Below are 17877 nucleotides of genomic sequence, written 5' to 3' on the forward strand. Positions count from 1 at the left end.
TCCTTTTTTACTATTATAAACGATTCACTTTCTTATTCAAGCAGCTTTTGTTTTTTTTTTGATGATGAAAGCTCAAATGGAATGTAAAAACATTGTATTCTGATAATAGAATACAGAAAGCTTGAAAGAGATAGACTTAAGCATGAAAGGTGTGTGTGAGTACAAATTTCATATTTGACAAGAAAAAGTGTTGATTTTTCACTTGTTAGAGACAGATATTTGCTATAATAAGGAATGAAAAAAATTGTTTTTAAGCATTACTTTTCAACCAAATTAGGTGAGATGCTTATGCTATCAGATCGGGAAAGACTTTATTTGTTAGAATTTGTGGACCGAAAACATTTGGAAAAAATAATTGGTCGCCTTGGGGTTGAAATTTCCGCAGTGGAAGAAAAAATACCATTACAGGATCAAGTAGAAAAAGAAGTGAACGCCTATTTTTTAGGTCAATTGAAGACTTTCACTCTGCCAATTGGATTCATTGGTACAGAATTTCAAAAAGCGGTTTGGAATCAAGTCTGCCAAATTAAGTATGGTCAAACTTCGACTTATCAACAAATTGCCTACAAAATGGGTAATGCTCATGCTGCACGTGCCATCGGTGCTGCGAATGGTCGAAATCATTTTGCGATCATTGTGCCATGCCACAGATTGTTGCATGCGGATGGAAGTTTAGCCGATTATGCTGGAGGTTTGTGGCGAAAAAAATGGCTTTTGGAGCATGAAGCAGACGATCCACAAGCAAACAAAGGAGATTAAATGGACATTAAACTTTCCGTTGAACGAAATGAGGCAGGTCGAATTATCGAAGTTTTTTTTGATGATACACATGAAAAAATGACTTATGATCAACTCAATGCATTGAAAGAAGAAGAGTACTTACTGACTAAAGGGACACGTTTTCAGCGCCAAGTCTGGCTTGAGTTGCGGAAAATTCCGCGTGGGCAGACCATTACCTATCAAGAAATGGCACAACGAGTGGGATCGCCAAAATCACAACAAGCGGTTGGACAAGCTCTGGCACGTAATCCGTTACCAATTATCCTCCCTTGTCATCGTGTGACGCGCAAGGATGGAAGCCTTGGCGGGTTTATGGGGCAAGATAACCGACAAGATATAAAAATGGAAATTTTGTCTTATGAGCAAGAACATTTTGGATCGACGCTCACTTTATTCGCAGACCAGCCATAAGCTAGGAAAAGACTAGCTTTAAAAGCTCAAAGTGTGCTATAATTAAACTTATGAAAAAATTAATTTCGGGTCTTTTGATTCTCGTCGGAATCACTCTGGATCAACTTTTTAAGAATTGGATTGTAGCGAATTTTTCACTCGGACAAGTGAAGACATTCATTCCCAATGTGCTTAGCTTGACCTATCTGAAAAATGACGGTGCTGCTTGGTCATCATTTTCTGGTCAACAGTGGTTTTTCATGCTGTTAACACCCCTTGTTTTGATTGTTGCAGCATATTTTTTATGGAAATATGCCGATAAAAACTGGTATTATTGGGGGCTGACACTTATTATCTCTGGTGCACTAGGGAATTTTATTGACCGAATAAGACAAGGTTATGTAGTGGATATGTTCCAAACAGAATTTATGAATTTTCCAATTTTTAATATCGCCGATGCCCTATTATCAGTTGGTTTTGTCATTTTGTTTATCGCCATCCTAACAGATGAAAGTGAAAAAGGGTCAAAAGCGCAAAAATAATCCTGTCAGTACTGACAGGTTTTGATTTCTCGCCGAAATAGAATTAAATAAAGGAAATAGATTTGCAAATCATTATTAACGAAGAAAACAATATGCAAAGGCTTGATAAAGCTTTAGCGACACAAACAGACCTTTCTAGGACATTGCTGACAGAATTAATTCGTACGGATAAAGTCACAGTAAATGGCCAAATTAAAAAAGCGAAATATAAAGCAAAAACTGGGGACCTTATCGAGTTTGAAGTTCCTGAAGCAGAAGTTTTAGACCTCCAAGCAGAAAATATCCCACTTGAAATTGTTTATCAAGATGCTGATGTGGCTGTGGTCAATAAACCACAAGGAATGGTTGTTCATCCTGCGGCAGGACATGCTTCTGGCACGATGGTTAACGCATTGATGTATCACATTAAAGATTTGTCAGGGATTAACGGCACCATTCGTCCTGGTATCGTTCATCGCATTGATAAAGATACTTCTGGTTTGCTGATGGTTGCTAAAAATGATCAAGCTCACGAAAGCTTAGCTGCTCAATTAAAAGCAAAGACCAACAAGCGCCGTTATATTGCCCTCGTGCATGGCGTGATTCCAAGTGATCGGGGAACAATTGAGGCGCCAATTGGTCGTAGTCCAAAAGATCGCAAAAAACAAGCAGTGGTTGCAGACGGACGACCTGCCATCACACATTTTGAAGTTCTTGAACGATTTGACCGCTACACCCTACTTGCGCTTGAATTAGAAACAGGTCGAACGCATCAAATTCGCGTGCATTTGGCTTATATTGGTCATCCAGTTGCCGGGGATCCACTGTACGGACCAAAAAACACACTCACACCAAACAAAGGTCAATTTCTACATGCAGAAACCCTCGGTTTTGAACATCCAAAAACTAAGGAACATTTAGAATTTCATGCTGAATTGCCAACAATTTTTCAAAATGCTATTAAAGAATTACGAAAAAATAACTAATATAAAAGAACTCCCAGGAGTTCTTTTTTGATGGGTTGATATAGGAGCAGTTATACCAATTTATTTATGTTAACTATACCAATTATATATATTCATTGTTGACAAAGCGGACAACTTATTATATAATGCTTTTTGTAAACAAAATACAACTTGATAAATGAACTATACCGATTATGGTATAAGAGGAGAAAAAAGAGATGTGTGGTATTGTTGGTGTTGTTGGTTCACGAAACGCAACAGATATTTTAATGCAAGGACTTGAAAAACTTGAATATCGCGGCTATGATTCAGCAGGAATTTTTGTAACAGGAAAAAATAAAAAATCGAAATTGGTTAAATCGGTAGGTCGCATTGAGACACTTCGTGAGAAAATTGGTATTGATGTGGCTGGCACAACAGGAATTGGTCATACTCGATGGGCAACTCATGGTAAACCAACTGAAGATAATGCTCACCCACATGCTTCAACTTCGGGTAGATTTGTTCTGGTGCATAATGGCGTAATCGAAAATTTCGTTGAATTACACAACGAATATTTGACTGATGATATTTTCAAAGGTCAAACTGATACCGAAATTGCGGTTCATTTGATTGCTCTATTTGTTGAAAAAGATGGGTTGACCACACTTGATGCTTTCAAAAAAGCATTGGGCTTAATCCAAGGGTCATATGCTTTCGCATTGATGGATGCCAATGAGCCCGATACAATATACGTGGCAAAAAACAAATCACCACTGCTTATCGGTTTGGGAGACGGCTATAATATGGTCTGTTCTGATGCCATGGCCATGATTCGTGAAACTTCGGAATTCATGGAAATCCATGATCAAGAACTGGTTATTCTCAAAAATGACTCTGTCCTAGTGACAGATTATGCTGGTAATAAAATTGAACGTGATTCATACACGGCTGAGCTTGATCTTTCCGATATTGGAAAAGGAACATACCCTTTCTATATGCTCAAAGAAATTGATGAACAACCAACTGTAATGCGCCATTTGATTTCAACTTATGCTGATGCAAATGGTAAAATGAAAGTGGCACCGGAAATTGTTGAATCTGTTCAAAAGGCCGATCGGATTTATATTATTGCTGCTGGTACATCTTATAATGCTGGTTTTGGTGCAAAGACGATGCTTGAAGAATTGACGAATACACCAGTCGAACTTGGTTTAGCAAGTGAATGGGGCTATGACATGCCCCTCCTGTCTGCACATCCTTTCTTTATATTCCTTACACAATCTGGAGAAACAGCAGATAGTCGTCAAGTGCTTGTCAAAGTCAATGAACTCGGTTTACCATCACTGACAATCACAAATGTTCCGGGCTCAACCTTATCCCGTGAAGCCACCTATACATTGCTGATCGGTGCAGGACCAGAGATTGCTGTTGCATCTACTAAAGCATACACAGGACAAATTGCCACGCTTGCTTTCTTGGCAAAAGCAGTTGGCGAAGCTGAGGGCAATACAAAAGCCTTTGAATTTGACTTGGTGACTGAGTTGTCATTGGTCGCTCAATCCATCGAGGCCACATTGTCTGAAAAAGAAAAGATTGGTGAAATTGTTGCAAAAAACCTCTTGACAACGCGCAATGCTTTCTATATTGGCCGAAAACAAGATTATTTTGTTGCTATGGAAGCAAGTCTAAAACTCAAAGAGATTTCTTATGTCCAATGTGAAGGTTTTGCAGCTGGTGAATTGAAGCACGGAACAATTTCTTTGATTGAAAAAGGTACACCGGTAATCGCCTTAATTTCGAACAATGAGAAAGTGGCCCTCCATACACGTGGAAACGTCATGGAAACTGTTGCGCGTGGTGCATCGGCAATAATTATTGCTGAAGATGGAGCAAGTCGAGCAGACGATGATATTATCGTTAACGCTGTTCATCCTTACTTGTCGGCCATCTCGATGATCATTCCAACGCAATTAATTGCTTATGAGACATCCTTCCAACGTGGACTTGACGTCGATAAACCTCGTAATCTTGCGAAAGCAGTTACCGTTGAATAAGTTATGATTTGATAGATAAAAAAAGGGCATTGCCCTTTTTTATTTGTTTTAGAGTTTAACAGTAAAAGTGGTTCCTTTTCCAATGACTGAAACAACGTCAACTTTCCCCCCCAAATCAGTTACATTTTTCTGAACGATAGCAAGTCCTAAACCAGTTCCTGGTACCTGTGAACGGCTTTCATCTGCTCGATAGAAGCGGTCGAATATTCTTTCTTTTTGAATCTCGGTTAAGCCATGACCATTATCAGTAACCGAGAAAATCAGGCGACCTTTAACGGAAGTCAGACTGACAAAAATTTTGCCGCCTTCTTGAGTATATTTAATGGCATTTTCAATAAGATTTTCAAAAATACTATGAATCATCGGCTCATTCGTTTTGATTTTTACTGGTTCAATTTGTGTTTCAAGTTGCAACTGACGCTCTTGGATTTGTGGCATCGAAAAGTTTAAAATACCTTGAATTAGAAGCGCAGCATCTAATTTCTTTTTCTCCACACGATGATTTTGTTTGGTTAAGAGCAGAGTATCATGAACGAGGTTCATCAATCGGTTGGTTTCTTTATTAATAATTGCAGCAAAATTTTGACGTTCCTCTTTTGAAAGATTGTCATTTTCAAGAAGTTCTGCAAATCCTTTAATTGAAGTAAGGGGAGTTTTAAGTTCGTGACTCACATTGGCAATGAAAGTGTTATGTGCTTCCAATGTTTTTTGATAACGAGTAATGTCCATCATGGTCACGATAAAACGATTATCTAGTTCTGGCAAAGGTGTAATTCTGACCTGATAATAGGCGGATAATTGTTCAAAGTAAAAAACTTTTTCCTGGATATCAGGATGCAACATTTTATCAACCAAGAAACGCAAAAATTCGGCATAAGGACTAAATATATCCAAGTTTTGTGTATCGGAAAAATCATTTTTGAATACCGCATTTGTTTTGCGGATGCTACCTTTACCATTGTATACAAAAATAGGGAATGAAAAGAATTCAATGAATTCATAGAGGTTTTCTTTTTTCTCAGCATGTGACAAAAGTTGACGTTGAATGGTTTCACCGAGATGATTTAACGCGACCGAGATACGGTCCGTATCGTCCCCAATTAAATAGGACTGAGTAAGAGGACTTCGTTCAATATTTTTAATTTTCGCGATGATATTTTGAGTGAAGACATAGTTTCGCCGACTCCGTTCAACGGTAATCACACCAAATGTCAAATAAATGAGAAGGGCAAAGAAAATAATTAATGAATTAATGAAGAATGTTTGCGTCCGGTCTTGTGTCACCTTCAAATAGCCCTTTATTTGGCCATCTTCGTAAATTGGCGAGGTTAAAATAATAGAACCAGAAGACAACTGCCGTGAGTAGGGTGCCCCCTCGGCAATTTTCAATGTGTCATCATTTTTAACATTGGATTTAAAAACTTCATAATTCGATGGTAATTGCGCATTAGGATTTTTTTCTAGAAATAATTGGACACGATTTGAAGCATCTAAAGCACGATTGGTGTCATTTCCTAAGAGATGCTGATTGATCGCGATTAGTAAAGCAATATTGACAACAATATAAACAATCGTAATAATAATGATATTTCTGCGTTTAATCTTTTTCATCCGTAAAAGTGTACCCAAACCCTCGTTTAGTTTTAATATATTCGTTATCTAATTTTTTTCTTATCTTTGAAATGAGCACATCAATGGTCCTTGTTTCCGCCACATCCGAAATTCCCCAGAAATGTTTTAATAATTCTTCTCTGGTGACAACCTCATCCTTCCTTTGAATGAGGAGTTCTAAGATTTCAAATTCTCTTTTGGTCAAATCCAGAAGATGGTCATCAAAGCTAACTTCTTTACGATGATAATCCAGAGTTAACCTTGAATTAGAATAAAGCGATATTGCCGAATTTGTTTCTTCTTTAAGTACTGGCCTGCTTTGATTGTACATCTGTGAGCGTCGAATAAGTGCGTTTCCTCGAACGACGATTTCTTTCATTGGGGTCGATTTATCAAGGTATTCATCAGAACCTGCTTGAAGTCCTAATAGCTTGACTTCATCATCATCGCGAGCCGTTAATATTAGAATTGGAGTAAAGTTGCCTTTTTTTCTTAAAATTTCGGTAACCTCAATTCCGTCATATTCGGGCATCATCAGGTCTAATAAAATTAAATCGAATGGTTTTTTTCGTGCCAAATCAAGCGCTTGCTTACCATCAGACGCGGTTGTAACCTCAAAATCATGTTGCCTAAAATTATAAGAAAGAAGAGTGAGGATCGATCGATCGTCATCTGCAATTAAAATTCTTTTCATAGCCCAATTATATCAAAAAACTTGTCTATCCGTCGAATTCTTTTTTACGAAATAAGCTGATTTACAATCTGTTTACATTAAGTCCATTAAAGGATACAAAACAAAAAGTACCTACTATTCTAAAGCAGATACATTTACTGTGCGGGGGTGCTAGACATGAGCTAAAACTCCTTATACTATTTTTTCGAGATTTTGAACAGCCTCTTCGATGGTTGCCCCATAACCACTAATGTTAAAATTATCAGTCAAGTAGGCTTCGAAGGTGTTGTTTGCAGTATTGAGTACGAGATTGTACTCAAAACTTTTATTTTTATTTGTGAATGTCATTTTGCATTCTCCTTTCTTTTTACTAACGAAAGGGCTATAACTATTCCAAACGAAATTCCTAAATACTATTGTAACACAATAGATACGAAATATCAATTTATCTGTATATTGTGTTTTATTGTGGCGCTTACAGTTTCTTGATTACAAATAACTTGAGCGATGAATTTTGCATTTGAAAATAACCATGTGATAGTGGTTTTTATCTTTAAGATTGCCTTAATTGTCTTTCTTTTTTTCATAGCAATGTGATATAATAAAATTACAACAAACAAAAAAAGTCCAGGGTATAAAATTAGGTCCCACGGTCACTTACGATGAAAAGGAGCTTACAAAAATGAATGATTTTATCATTGTAACCAGTAATGAGGTAGCGGGTTATCAAATTACAGATGTTTTTGGTGAGGTCTTCGGACTAACGACACGCTCAAGGAATATGTTCTCTAGTGCTGGACAACAATTAAAAACGGTTGTAGGTGGAGAAATTAACGGCTACACAAAACTTCAACATGAAACGAGAGAAATGTCGATAGAACGAATGAAAGAAGAAGCAATTGGAAAGGGAGCAAACGCAATCGTAGCAATGCGCTTTGATTCATCCACATTTCAAAACGTTGATTCAGTTGTCGCATATGGAACAGCTGTGAAAATCGAAAAAAAACACATATAATTCACAGCCACCATTTGTGATATGTTATGAATGTGTAATCAATTATTTTTTTCAAAGCTAAAGACATTTATTAGAAAAACCGCACTTTTTGTGCGGTTTTTCTATGGAGGCGAGGGGACTTGAACCCCTGTCCAAACACCTTGCTACATCAACGTCTACAACTATAGGGCTTTCTAAAATTTAATCAACCATCAAAGTCAACCTCAAAGAGCAATGATTGACGATTCTTATGAATCTCTTATTTTACGCTAAGAAAACGTAAAATCGTATCTGACTAAAAGTTTAGACCTTCAAATGACCATCAGTGAATCAAAATCGGGCACGCAGGCTGTTTTTTAGGCAGCGAATGCGTAATTGTTTGTGTTATTTTTTGCAGTTATATTTCTGCGACAGATTATCCTGGTGTCAGCAGCAGTTGCAGTTCATGCGCGACAATGCCTGTCGAATCCGAAACGCCCCCGTTTCGTATAATATATTATAGCATATTAAGGCAATTATTTTATTGTTTTAAAAAGAAAACAATAAAATAATTGCAAGGAGATAAAAAAGCTACACTGCCAGTAGCTTTAAAATTCTTCTTCATCAATTTTTTGAATTTCACGGAGCTGTTCAATTAAATCTCGGTCATCTTCGTATTTTTCAATCAATTGATCTAATATTTGATTGCGAATAACATAGTTGGAGAACAAATGCAATTTTTCTTCATAACTTTCCAAAACTTTTTCTGTACGCTTGATATTATCGTACACGGCTTGTCGACTGACATTGAATTGCTCAGCGATTTCGGCCAAACTATAATCATCGGCATAATAGAGTTCAATGTAATTCATTTGTTTATCGGTTAATAAGGTCGCATAAAACTCAAAAAGAGTATTCATGCGATTCGTTTTTTCAATTTCCATAGGATCCTCACCAAATTTTGATGCTATCGGTTAGATATTTTCAAAATATTATGTTCTTTACTATTGTATCATAAAAGTTGAACATTTTTGGTGGCACCATTAAACAACGGATCAGGGGTCATATTTTGTAAGTTGGAAATTTTCAATCATTTGAATAATTTTTTGAGCATATGTTGGATCGGTAGCATAACCTGAGGCGTATAAGGCATTGGCAGCGGATTTGTAATCTTTTGCGGCGATGACAGAAGCATACTGTTTAGAATTCCAGCTTGTTCCCTTGGTCATTAATGTCGTGTGAGCATCTACCGATTCAACGTCAGAAGCGTATGTTCGAAACTTGCCTGAGATAGTTAGCCATTGACCTGAAACGTATTCCTGTGTCTCTAAATTGACCGAGGGAACATTTCCATAAGCCTTGATTCCAAAGAGGTTGTGATATTGACTGGCTAGTTTAGATTGTCCAAAATTGGATTCAAGGCTTGCTTGGGCAATTACAATAGAGGGGAGAACACCACTTTTATGATAAGCAGCCTGAGCAAGTGGAACCATTTTTTTTATGAATTGGGCTTCGATTTCTTGTTGGGTTGGAGCAGTTACAGTTGTAGAACGTTGCTGTCCTTTCAATTGATCACTTGAAATTTTATAAATAGAAAAAATAATCAATAAAGCGAGGACCAATTGAGCAAGCCTTTTGGACAATTTTGTCTTTTTAACTCGTTTTTTTCGATTTTGTTTTGGCATATGGACAGTTTAACATAATTTTGATTGGCTATGGAGAAATATACCTGTTTCTGATAATTTCTCTAAGAAATTTAATGATAACGCTTTATTTTTTCAGTTTAATTTAAGAAAAGTTAATTAGAATAGTCAAGTAGAGAACAAGAAAAAGTACCCATTACGGTGATTGGGTACTTTTTTGTTTATTCCGGGCTGTTTAATCTCTTTTTCTCGCTTTTTTAAGGAGTATTAAAATCAAACCAACCATAATAAAGGAACCGGTGATAGCCAAAATCGAATCAGTCTGGCTTTCGCCCGTTTGGGGGAGGACTTTTGCCATGATCGGTGCTTTTGTATGCTTACTTAAGACCATTGTAGGTTTTGTGATTTGTGTTGGATGGGTTAGTGGAATTGGTTGAGTCGGTGGTGTAACAACAGGTGGAGTAGGCTTTTCAACTAATTGATAAACATAGGTGACTTCTGTAGTCATTCCAGCCGCATAAGAACCGTCAGCATTGGTTGGCTTTTTAGCGAGAAGAAGTTGATAGGTTTCTCCATTATAGGTAATGGTTTGAGGAGACAATTCAGTATTCCAAGTGGTATACGTTGGCGCTGTTTCATTATCAAGCCAAGACTTAGTCATTAAATCAGAGTCCGTCTTGATGGTTGTTCCATTGGTGTCAACATAGTGAACGAGAAGCGAGCCACTAACTTCTTTAGGTGCAGGTGTTTCATTTTTTTGATAAACATAGGTGACTTCTGTGGTCATTCCAGCCGCATAAGAACCGTCGGCATTGGTTGGTTTTTTAGCGAGAAGAAGTTGATAGGTTTCTCCATTATAGGTAATGGTTTGAGGAGACAATTCAGTATTCCAAGTGGTATACGTTGGCGCTGTTTCATTATCAAGCCAAGACTTAGTCATTAAATCAGAGTCCGTCTTGATGGTTGTTCCATTGGTGTCAACATAGTGAACGAGAAGCGAGCCACTAACTTCTTTAGGTGCAGGTGTTTCATTTTTTTGATAAACATAGGTGACTTCTGTGGTCATTCCAGCCGCATAAGAACCGTCGGCATTGGTTGGTTTTTTAGCGAGAAGAAGTTGATAGGTTTCCCCATTATAGGTAATGGTTTGAGGAGACAATTCAGTATTCCAAGTGGTATACGTTGGCGCTGTTTCATTATCAAGCCAAGACTTAGTCATTAAATCAGAGTCCGTCTTGATGGTTGTTCCATTGGTGTCAACATAGTGAACGAGAAGCGAGCCACTAACTTCTTTAGGTGCAGGTGTTTCATTTTTTTGATAAACATAGGTGACTTCTGTGGTCATTCCAGCCGCATAAGAACCGTCGGCATTGGTTGGTTTTTTAGCGAGAAGAAGTTGATAGGTTTCCCCATTATAGGTAATGGTTTGAGGAGACAATTCAGTATTCCAAGTGGTATACGTTGGCGCTGTTTCATTATCAAGCCAAGACTTAGTCATTAAATCAGAGTCCGTCTTGATGGTTGTTCCATTGGTGTCAACATAGTGAACGAGAAGCGAGCCACTAACTTCTTTAGGTGCAGGTGTTTCAACGAGGTCATAGAAATAAGTAACTAAGACGGTTTCACCAGCGAGGTAAGAACCATTGGCGTTAGCTGGTAAAAGTTGTTGATCTAAAGTGTAGGTCTTGCCTTGATAGGTGATTGTTGTAGGGGAATAGGTCGTATTTAATGTCGTGTAAGTGGGTGCAATTTCATTGACTTTCCATGTTTTTGAAGGGAGACTCTGAAGTGGCGCAATTTCATTGCCATTTTTGTCTTTGTAGTTGACATTAACTTGGCCAGAAACATCAGGTACTGGTAGCGGAATGATTTCAGTGGCGAGTCCTTGGTTAAAGGAGCCATATGACGTAGCATCAAGAACGTAACTTCCTGCTCCGCTCACTTTAATGGTGTAGGTGACATACTTATTTCCGACTCCACAAGCATACACGATGATGGTAGTTGGTTGTGCAGTGTCGTCGGCTTTAAATGTCCAAACGGGGTTCCCGTGCTCACCATAGACAGTTATTCCCTGAGCTAGAACATAAGGTTGTCCATTACCTGGAACTGTTTTTTGAGGTTGCCCCCAACGGACAATTCCATTGGTTGAACCAGTAATTCCATTGGTCTGACTGATTTGGTTACCCGTGTCAGCCAGAACATGGTTGCTAGGGGGGATTGTAGCAAACGACCCCATTACGAGTAGGAGAATGTTTGCAGAATAAATAAAACTTCTTACCTTGTGATTTTTTAGATTGTTCATTTGGATACCCCTTTCCATAAAAACTTTAAAAATAAGATTATTTAAATATTTGCTATTCCTTAATTAAATTTTACTGTAAATATTATTGATTGTAAACATAATGCAATCATAGAAATGTTTACGAATTGTAAATGTTACTAAAAAGATATATAATAGAATATATATGAAAATAGCGAAAATTAAATTAATATTATATTATTATCTTTACATATTGTAAATTTTTTGTGGTTTACAAAATGATATAGTAATACTTGTGAAGCAAAAAGATCATTATAAATTTGACAAACTATATTATAGGAGGGATAAAATGGTTAAAAACACAAGAGAAAATATTATTAATGCCTTGTTTCGAATTGCAATTAAACATCCTGAAAAATCAAATTTTACAATTAATGAGATCGCATTAGAAGCAGGGATTAGTCGGCAGGCAATTTATCAAAAACACTATCGCAACGTTGCTGAAATACTTGAAGATGTGCAGCGACCAATGCTTTTTGACATTGGAAAAGTCTACCGAGAAGCAAATAAGATTGAAACTTCTGATCCTTTTGTTTTTTTAGCTGAACAGCTATTGCCCGTTTTATATAAGCATCGCGAATGGTTACGTGTCTTTTATACGACTTGTATGGATCCGACTTGGATAAAAAGGTCTGAGGAAAGAATGAGAAATTGGATAAAACCTTATCTCAAGATAGAATATCAGTCCGGTGAGTTTTCACGTGAAGTTGCCCAAAACGTGTTGGCAAAAAGTATGTTAGTCATCATCACGACTTGGCTTTCACAGGATTTTCCACCACCACCGGATACGTTTAAATATGACTTTCTCTATTTGCTCCAACATTCAGTTGAAGAATTACTGCTTCCAGAATTTAGAATTAAGTAAGGCGATAAAGCTGAGAAAGTGTTATAATTTAATTAAAATGAAGTTAAGTTTCAGCTGGTTATTTAAAAAGAAAAATGAGCGAAAAATGTCAAAAGTAATTGTTTTATTAGATGTAGATGGTGTCTTACTGGCGATGGGGCAACAGCCAGAAAATACGTTGAAAGTTGGCAAAATGGTGTATGATGCCAACTTGCCCGCATGGCTTCAAAAGCTAAGTCAGATAGCAGAAATATATTGGTGTTCTTCTTGGCAAGATCAATCGGAACAATTTGCTCACGATTTGGGCTTTAGTTCTGCAGGCTATATTGGATTTTCTGATCTGAAAAGAACAAAAAACTACTTTTGGGGCAAATTAGAAGCAATCGAACATTTTATGATTGAACATCAAAATCAATCCTTTGTATTAATTGATGACAACGCTAATTCTTGGTTAATAGAAGAGTCATCATTACTGACCGACTTGCAGAAAAATGGGAGATTATTGGTCATTAAACCCTTCGCATACACAGGGATTTCGGAAGATGAAATGAACAAAGTTACGAATTATGTGGATCATATTAATAAAAGCCAATAAAAAAGGAGATTCAGATGAAATTTTATGATTATTCGGCCCGTAAAATGAATGGCAATACAGTTTCCATGTCAGCGTACAAAGGAAAGGTGGTATTGGTCGTTAATACCGCCAGCAAATGTGGCTTTACACCACAATTTGAGGGCCTCGAAACACTCTATAAAAAGTATCACGACCAAGGCTTGGAGATTTTAGGGTTCCCTTGCAACCAATTTGGGAACCAAGATTCTGGCACCAATTCGGAAATTGAAGCTTTTTGCCAAATGAACTATGGCGTCACTTTCCCAATGTTTGAAAAAATTAAAGTCAACGGACCCGAGGCGCATCCGCTTTACAAATTTTTGAAATATGAAGCAAAAGGAGTACTAGGATCAACCATAAAATGGAACTTTACTAAATTTTTAATTAGTCGAGATGGTGAAGTGCTTGAGCGTTTTGCATCAGCTACAGAACCTACCGAGTTTGAACAGAAAATTATTGATGAATTAAAAAAAGCAGTTTAACTGCTTTTTTTCAATAATGTAAATTAACTTTTGACTTGAATTAATGCAAATAATTTGATAAACTCAATAAGATAAAACTTTTAATCTAGTCCAGAGAGGCTAGCAAGGTTGTGAACGGGATATTAAAATTCTATCAGGAGGACAGTTTCTGTCTGGACTGACAGAATACATTTTGGTACACATCTGCTAGGTTTCTGGCAGATGTTTTTTTGTCGCCGACGCTTGATAGGCCTTATTGGAAATCGTTGGACACAATGATGGAACGAAAGCAAGAGACTTGTGAATAATTTAGCAACCAGTTGCTTAAAGGAGAAAACAAATGCCAAAACGTAAAGACATTAAGAAAATTATGATCATTGGTTCTGGCCCAATTATTATTGGGCAAGCTGCTGAATTTGATTATGCGGGGACGCAAGCTTGTCTTGCATTGAAAGAAGAGGGGTATCAAGTTGTCTTAGTCAATTCAAACCCTGCAACGATTATGACCGACCGTGAAATCGCAGATCGCGTTTATATTGAACCAATTACGGTTGAATTTGTTTCAAAAATATTGCGCAAAGAGCGCCCAGATGCTTTGTTACCAACACTTGGCGGTCAAACAGGCTTAAATATGGCCATGGAATTATCTAAAGCCGGTATATTAGAAGAGTTGGGAGTTGAGCTACTTGGAACAAAACTATCGGCGATTGACCAAGCAGAAGATCGAGAACTTTTTAAAGAACTTTGTGAAAGAATAGATGAACCCCTTTGTAAATCCGATATCGCCACTACAATTGATGATGCAGTTCAAATTGCCGAAAAAATTGGCTATCCAATTATTGTACGCCCAGCATTTACCATGGGGGGAACAGGAGGAGGAATTTGTGACAACGAAGAAAGTCTCCGCGAAATAGTCGCCAACGGATTGAAATTAAGCCCAGTAACACAATGCTTGATTGAAGAGTCTATTGCTGGCTACAAAGAAATTGAATATGAAGTCATGAGAGACTCAGCAGATAATGCCATCGTTGTTTGCAATATGGAAAACTTCGACCCCGTCGGTGTGCATACAGGGGACTCAATTGTTTTTGCTCCGCTTCAAACTTTGTCAGATAAAGAAAACCAAATGATGCGTGATGCCTCCTTGAATATTATTCGAGCCTTAAAAATCGAAGGCGGTTGTAATGTCCAATTGGCGCTCGATCCTCATTCTTTCCAATACCGTGTCATTGAAGTCAACCCACGTGTTTCAAGAAGTTCGGCGCTAGCGTCAAAAGCAACAGGTTATCCGATAGCCAAAATGTCAGCTAAGATTGCAGTAGGCATGACATTGGATGAAATTGTCAATCCCGTAACAAACAAAACCTTCGCCTTGTTTGAACCTGCCCTTGACTATGTGGTTGCTAAAATAGCCCGGTTTCCTTTCGATAAGTTTGAACATGGCGACCGCCACCTTGGAACCCAAATGAAAGCAACTGGCGAAGTGATGGCAATTGGACGAAATATAGAAGAAAGTTTCTTGAAAGCCATCCGATCATTAGAAATTGGTGCTTTCCACAATGACCTTGAAGAAGCAAGACAAGCATCTGATGAGAAATTATATGAAAAAATGGTAAAAGTGCAAGATGACCGTTTGTTCTATGTCTCAGAGGCCATCCGCCGCGGTATTTCGATTGAAGAAATTCATGAATTAACCAAAATTGATTTGTTTTTCTTAGACAAGTTACTGCACATTGTCGAGATAGAACAAGACTTAAAAGCAGCCCCTTTTGAATTGTCAGTCTTGAAAGAAGCCAAGAAAAATGGGTTTGCAGATCGTGAAATTGCCTTACTATGGGACTGCGCAGCCGAACAAGTTCGTCATTTCCGATTGGAACACCAACTTTTCCCTGTCTACAAAATGGTAGACACCTGTGCAGGGGAGTTTGAAAGCGAAACACCTTATTTCTACTCTACCTATGAGCAAATGACGGAATCAATTCGTTCCGAGAAAAAATCAATCCTTGTACTTGGATCTGGCCCCATTCGAATTGGACAAGGCGTTGAGTTCGACTATGCTACAGTACATGCAGTTAAGGCAGTGCAAGCAGAGGGCTATGAAGCCATTGTCATCAATTCAAATCCGGAAACGGTGTCCACTGATTTTTCAATCTCAGACAAGCTCTATTTTGAACCGTTAACATTTGAAGATGTGATGAACGTGATTGATGTTGAGCAACCAGAGGGTGTAATTGTTCAATTTGGTGGGCAAACTGCGATCAATCTAGCCGAGCCATTAACCAGAGTAGGCGTACGCATTTTAGGGACACAAGTTGCTGACCTTGACCGAGCTGAGGACAGAAAACTATTTGAGGTTGCCCTACAAGAAATGGGGATCCCTCAACCTAAGGGGGCTACTGCAACAAATGAATCTGAAGCGGTTGCAAATGCTAATGCGATCGGCTACCCTGTCCTGATCCGACCAAGTTTTGTCCTCGGAGGACGGGCAATGGAAATTATAAATAACGAAAATGATTTACGTGATTATATGAAGCGTGCCGTTAAGGCAAGTCCAGAACACCCGGTCTTGGTCGACTCCTACCTCCAAGGCCGTGAATGTGAAGTAGATGCAATCTGCGACGGAAAAGATGTCCTTTTGCCAGGCATTATGGAACACATTGAGCGGGCGGGTGTTCACTCAGGTGATTCAATGGCAGTATATCCTCCTCAGACCTTTTCGCCAAAAATTATCGAAACAATCGTTGAGTATACGACTAAATTAGCCCTCGGTTTGAAGTGTGTCGGAATGATGAATGTTCAATTTGTTGTTTACGAGGAACAAGTATATGTCATCGAAGTCAACCCTCGAGCCTCAAGGACAGTTCCTTTCCTATCAAAAGTTACCAATGTTCCCATGGCTCAACTTGCTACTCGATTGATTTTGGGTCAAACGCTTGAAGGATTAGGATACCAGTCAGGACTTTTACCAACACCAGAAATGGTTCATGTCAAGATTCCAGTCTTTTCATTCACAAAATTAGCTAATGTCGATAGCCTTTTAGGCCCAGAAATGAAGTCAACTGGAGAAGCAATGGGATCCGATGTCACATTAGAAAAAGCCCTTTATAAAGCCTTTGAAGCAGCTAAGTTGCACATGGAAGACTTTGGTTCAATTCTATTCACAGTCGCCGATGAGGACAAATCCGAAACTCTTGAACTTGCAAAAAGCTTCGCTGAAATTGGTTATTCATTGGTCGCAACTTCAGGGACCGCTGAATACTTCAAAGCGCATGGCTTGTATGTTCGTGAAGTGGAAAAGTTAGCAGGCTCCACTGATGAAGAAGGAACCATCGTTGAAGAAATTCGAAACGCCAGAGTACAAGCAGTGGTTAATACCATGGGAGCCAACCGTGCCTCACTGACTGCAGAAACGGATGGTTACCGCATTCGTCAAGAAGCTATTTCACGAGGTATTCCGCTCTTTACCGCGCTCGATACAGTCGCAGCTATCCTAAAAGTCATGGAAAGCAGAAGTTTCGCAACCACGACAATTTAATTTATAAAAAGGTAAAAATAAAGTAAATCCTGCTCACTTTTTACCTTTTTTTCTTACCATTCTAGCTCAATTCAAAGAGGAAATCCACAACTTTCTGCTACTTTGAGCAGGTTATATAAGTAGTTTCGGATTAAAGGAAGCAACAGCTTGCTCAAGTCAACCACCAGAGTAATTAAAGATAAGGAACATAATGCGCTAATCCAAGCAAAATAATGACAAATATCAGACTTTTTATCCCCAAAATCAAAGCGACAAAACTCCATAAGTAAAGCGAAATCGTGCATACGTTAAGCTACATTAATCTCAAAGTTAAGCAAGAGAGTTCAAAAATGTAGCTTTGAGAATTCAGATTTTTGTGCTACAAAAATGGAAGAGTAATGCTTTGTTTTGTAAAATGTGATCTTCGAATAGTTGCGAGTTGAACTATTCATTGCTTGGACGTCAACTTTATTTGAGCCCTATCGAAGAAAAAGTTCCCCGACGCTCTAGAGAAAAAAATTAACTTTCAAGGT

The 17877-nt window shown here is 38.1% G+C and carries 16 protein-coding genes and 1 other RNA gene; 10 read left to right on the forward strand and 7 right to left on the reverse strand.

Annotated features, from left to right (window positions below; all coding sequences use genetic code 11):
• The first annotated feature begins 234 nt into the window (after nucleotides 1–234).
• The 5 genes from RT41_RS02390 to glmS all read left to right on the forward strand — a co-directional run bounded on the left by RT41_RS02390 (nucleotide 235) and on the right by glmS (nucleotide 4692).
• Nucleotides 235–759 carry a methylated-DNA--[protein]-cysteine S-methyltransferase gene (locus tag RT41_RS02390; RefSeq protein ID WP_096817161.1) on the forward strand — a complete coding sequence of 175 codons (525 nt, stop codon included), beginning with the start codon at nucleotides 235–237 and terminating at the stop codon, nucleotides 757–759.
• The gene (locus RT41_RS02395) at nucleotides 760–1191 is read left to right on the forward strand and encodes a methylated-DNA--[protein]-cysteine S-methyltransferase (protein ID WP_096817163.1); all 432 of its coding nucleotides are present in this window, start codon (nucleotides 760–762) and stop codon (nucleotides 1189–1191) included.
• A gap of 50 nt (nucleotides 1192–1241) precedes the next feature.
• Complete coding sequence (gene lspA, locus RT41_RS02400; protein WP_096817165.1) at nucleotides 1242–1712, forward strand: signal peptidase II; 471 nt, start codon at nucleotides 1242–1244, stop codon at nucleotides 1710–1712.
• 92 nt (nucleotides 1713–1804) lie between these two features.
• Complete coding sequence (locus RT41_RS02405) at nucleotides 1805–2677, forward strand: RluA family pseudouridine synthase (protein ID WP_180752674.1); 873 nt, start codon at nucleotides 1805–1807, stop codon at nucleotides 2675–2677.
• Between the two features lie 197 nt (nucleotides 2678–2874).
• A complete protein-coding gene (glmS, locus tag RT41_RS02410; RefSeq protein ID WP_054639234.1) occupies nucleotides 2875–4692 on the forward strand; it encodes a glutamine--fructose-6-phosphate transaminase (isomerizing) in 1818 nt (605 codons plus the stop codon).
• Nucleotides 4693–4740: 48 nt separating this feature from the next.
• On the opposite strand, the gene RT41_RS02415 is transcribed toward glmS, so the two are convergent.
• From RT41_RS02415 to RT41_RS10425, 3 genes are all read right to left on the reverse strand, one after another.
• A complete protein-coding gene (locus RT41_RS02415) occupies nucleotides 4741–6303 on the reverse strand; it encodes a sensor histidine kinase (protein ID WP_096817168.1) in 1563 nt (520 codons plus the stop codon).
• Nucleotides 6290–6997 (reverse strand): response regulator transcription factor, encoded by a 708-nt coding sequence (locus tag RT41_RS02420; RefSeq protein WP_054639233.1) that lies wholly within the window; start codon nucleotides 6995–6997, stop codon nucleotides 6290–6292. The genes RT41_RS02415 and RT41_RS02420 overlap by 14 nt, the downstream gene beginning before the upstream one ends.
• A gap of 171 nt (nucleotides 6998–7168) precedes the next feature.
• The gene (locus tag RT41_RS10425) at nucleotides 7169–7324 is read right to left on the reverse strand and encodes a hypothetical protein (protein WP_180752671.1); all 156 of its coding nucleotides are present in this window, start codon (nucleotides 7322–7324) and stop codon (nucleotides 7169–7171) included.
• Nucleotides 7325–7658: 334 nt separating this feature from the next.
• Here RT41_RS10425 and RT41_RS02425 point away from each other — a divergent pair, with 334 nt between their 5' ends.
• Nucleotides 7659–7991, forward strand: coding sequence for a heavy metal-binding domain-containing protein (locus tag RT41_RS02425; protein WP_054639230.1), 333 nt, complete (start codon nucleotides 7659–7661; stop codon nucleotides 7989–7991).
• Between the two features lie 101 nt (nucleotides 7992–8092).
• On the opposite strand, the gene ssrA is transcribed toward RT41_RS02425, so the two are convergent.
• The 4 genes from ssrA to RT41_RS02445 form a co-directional block, all read right to left on the reverse strand.
• Nucleotides 8093–8451: a transfer-messenger RNA gene (gene ssrA / locus RT41_RS02430) on the reverse strand.
• Nucleotides 8452–8557: 106 nt separating this feature from the next.
• Nucleotides 8558–8893 carry a putative DNA-binding protein gene (locus tag RT41_RS02435; RefSeq protein WP_096817170.1) on the reverse strand — a complete coding sequence of 112 codons (336 nt, stop codon included), beginning with the start codon at nucleotides 8891–8893 and terminating at the stop codon, nucleotides 8558–8560.
• A gap of 111 nt (nucleotides 8894–9004) precedes the next feature.
• Nucleotides 9005–9634, reverse strand: coding sequence for a glycoside hydrolase family 73 protein (locus RT41_RS02440; RefSeq protein WP_096817173.1), 630 nt, complete (start codon nucleotides 9632–9634; stop codon nucleotides 9005–9007).
• A gap of 193 nt (nucleotides 9635–9827) precedes the next feature.
• Nucleotides 9828–11894: an LPXTG cell wall anchor domain-containing protein gene (locus RT41_RS02445; protein WP_180752672.1), complete on the reverse strand. Its 2067-nt coding sequence runs from the start codon at nucleotides 11892–11894 to the stop codon at nucleotides 9828–9830.
• A 307-nt stretch (nucleotides 11895–12201) separates the two neighbouring features.
• On the opposite strand from RT41_RS02445, the gene RT41_RS02450 reads away from it, so the two are divergent.
• The 4 genes from RT41_RS02450 (at nucleotide 12202) to carB (ending at nucleotide 17365) form a co-directional block, all read left to right on the forward strand.
• Nucleotides 12202–12777 (forward strand): TetR/AcrR family transcriptional regulator, encoded by a 576-nt coding sequence (locus tag RT41_RS02450; RefSeq protein WP_054639228.1) that lies wholly within the window; start codon nucleotides 12202–12204, stop codon nucleotides 12775–12777.
• A gap of 85 nt (nucleotides 12778–12862) precedes the next feature.
• On the forward strand, nucleotides 12863–13351 hold the full coding sequence (locus RT41_RS02455) for an HAD domain-containing protein (protein WP_096817177.1): 489 nt from the start codon (nucleotides 12863–12865) through the stop codon (nucleotides 13349–13351).
• Between the two features lie 14 nt (nucleotides 13352–13365).
• Nucleotides 13366–13851: a glutathione peroxidase gene (locus RT41_RS02460; protein ID WP_096817179.1), complete on the forward strand. Its 486-nt coding sequence runs from the start codon at nucleotides 13366–13368 to the stop codon at nucleotides 13849–13851.
• A 319-nt stretch (nucleotides 13852–14170) separates the two neighbouring features.
• The gene (carB, locus tag RT41_RS02465) at nucleotides 14171–17365 is read left to right on the forward strand and encodes a carbamoyl-phosphate synthase large subunit (protein WP_096817181.1); all 3195 of its coding nucleotides are present in this window, start codon (nucleotides 14171–14173) and stop codon (nucleotides 17363–17365) included.
• Nucleotides 17366–17877 lie beyond the last annotated feature (512 nt).

Origin of the sequence: Lactococcus fujiensis JCM 16395, from assembly GCF_002441655.1 — a bacterium.
Classification (GTDB): Bacteria; Bacillota; Bacilli; order Lactobacillales; family Streptococcaceae; genus Lactococcus; species Lactococcus fujiensis.

Bases quoted from the DNA above. Each gene is read 5' to 3' on its own strand.
- RT41_RS02455 (WP_096817177.1), top strand. From the start codon at position 12,863: ATGTCAAAAGTAATTGTTTTATTAGATGTAGATGGTGTCTTACTGGCG.
- lspA (WP_096817165.1), top strand. From the start codon at position 1,242: ATGAAAAAATTAATTTCGGGTCTTTTGATTCTCGTCGGAATCACTCTG.
- carB (WP_096817181.1), top strand. From the start codon at position 14,171: ATGCCAAAACGTAAAGACATTAAGAAAATTATGATCATTGGTTCTGGC.
- RT41_RS02445 (WP_180752672.1), bottom strand. From the start codon at position 11,894: ATGAACAATCTAAAAAATCACAAGGTAAGAAGTTTTATTTATTCTGCA.
- RT41_RS10425 (WP_180752671.1), bottom strand. From the start codon at position 7,324: ATGACATTCACAAATAAAAATAAAAGTTTTGAGTACAATCTCGTACTC.
- RT41_RS02405 (WP_180752674.1), top strand. From the start codon at position 1,805: ATGCAAAGGCTTGATAAAGCTTTAGCGACACAAACAGACCTTTCTAGG.
- RT41_RS02450 (WP_054639228.1), top strand. From the start codon at position 12,202: ATGGTTAAAAACACAAGAGAAAATATTATTAATGCCTTGTTTCGAATT.
- RT41_RS02440 (WP_096817173.1), bottom strand. From the start codon at position 9,634: ATGCCAAAACAAAATCGAAAAAAACGAGTTAAAAAGACAAAATTGTCC.
- RT41_RS02395 (WP_096817163.1), top strand. From the start codon at position 760: ATGGACATTAAACTTTCCGTTGAACGAAATGAGGCAGGTCGAATTATC.
- RT41_RS02425 (WP_054639230.1), top strand. From the start codon at position 7,659: ATGAATGATTTTATCATTGTAACCAGTAATGAGGTAGCGGGTTATCAA.
- RT41_RS02390 (WP_096817161.1), top strand. From the start codon at position 235: ATGAAAAAAATTGTTTTTAAGCATTACTTTTCAACCAAATTAGGTGAG.
- RT41_RS02415 (WP_096817168.1), bottom strand. From the start codon at position 6,303: ATGAAAAAGATTAAACGCAGAAATATCATTATTATTACGATTGTTTAT.
- RT41_RS02460 (WP_096817179.1), top strand. From the start codon at position 13,366: ATGAAATTTTATGATTATTCGGCCCGTAAAATGAATGGCAATACAGTT.
- glmS (WP_054639234.1), top strand. From the start codon at position 2,875: ATGTGTGGTATTGTTGGTGTTGTTGGTTCACGAAACGCAACAGATATT.
- RT41_RS02420 (WP_054639233.1), bottom strand. From the start codon at position 6,997: ATGAAAAGAATTTTAATTGCAGATGACGATCGATCGATCCTCACTCTT.
- RT41_RS02435 (WP_096817170.1), bottom strand. From the start codon at position 8,893: ATGGAAATTGAAAAAACGAATCGCATGAATACTCTTTTTGAGTTTTAT.